Raw genomic sequence first — 799 nt, forward strand, 5'->3', positions numbered from 1 at the left:
ATGACGGCGACCAAATAGAGAAAGCCGCGGCGCATCGGCAGGTAGGTGATGTCAGCGCACCAGACCTGGTTGGGTCGATCAACCCGCAGCCCGCCCAGCAGGTAGGGATAGGTCTTGTGCCCCTTGGCGGGCCTGCTCGTATCGGGCTTCTGGTAGATCGGCATCAAGCGCATGAGGCGCATCAGCCGCCGGATGCGCTTGACGTTCACGGCGTGGCCTTCGTTCTGCAGGTGCCACGTCATCTGCTGCACGCCGTAAAAGGGCGTCTCCAGAAACTGCTTGTCGATCAGCAGCATGAGGGCGAGGTTTATCTCGGTCTCGCCCGTCGGCGCGTAGTAGAACGAAGATCGCGAGATCGACAGCAGGCGGCACTGCGCGCCCACCGACAGGCTCGGGTGGTTCTTCTCGATCATCCCGCGCCTCACTTCCCGGTCCAGGGCTTGAGCTTTCGTGACAAAAAATCGTTGGCGACGGCCAGTTCCCCGATCTTGGCGTGCAGGGACCGGACCGTCTCTTCATCGACCTCGGCAGCCTGCGTTCTGCCGCCGCGCTCGAAGATGTCGGATGCCCCCTCGAGCAGCGCCTTCTTCCACTGATGGATCATCGTCGGATGCACGCCGTATTCGGCGGCCAGTTCCGACACCGTGCGTTCACCCTTCACGGCTTCCAGCGCCACACGAGCCTTGAAGCCCGCGTCATGGTTCCTGCGTTTCCTCATGTCCTGATCTCCTCGTTCTTGGAGATCAGCAGACGTCAGATCGTAGCTTCCGTCACTGTCCGATTTTCGGGGAGTAGCTCA

2 protein-coding genes are annotated in these 799 nt (G+C 61.5%); both read right to left on the reverse strand.

Going from position 1 to position 799, the window contains the following annotated elements:
• On the reverse strand, positions 1 to 413 hold a 413-nt coding region (locus tag JL811_RS19875), incomplete at its 3' end, for an IS3 family transposase (RefSeq protein WP_202690435.1).
• An 8-nt stretch (positions 414 to 421) separates the two neighbouring features.
• A complete protein-coding gene (locus tag JL811_RS19880; RefSeq protein ID WP_202690436.1) occupies positions 422 to 718 on the reverse strand; it encodes a transposase in 297 nt (98 codons plus the stop codon).
• Positions 719 to 799 lie beyond the last annotated feature (81 nt).

It is taken from the genome of Szabonella alba (assembly GCF_016765775.1).
In the GTDB taxonomy this organism is placed as follows: domain Bacteria; phylum Pseudomonadota; class Alphaproteobacteria; order Rhodobacterales; family Rhodobacteraceae; genus Szabonella; species Szabonella alba.

Excerpts from the sequence above, each read along its gene's own strand:
- JL811_RS19880 (WP_202690436.1), bottom strand. The coding sequence starts at position 718 with ATGAGGAAACGCAGGAACCATGACGCGGGCTTCAAGGCTCGTGTGGCG.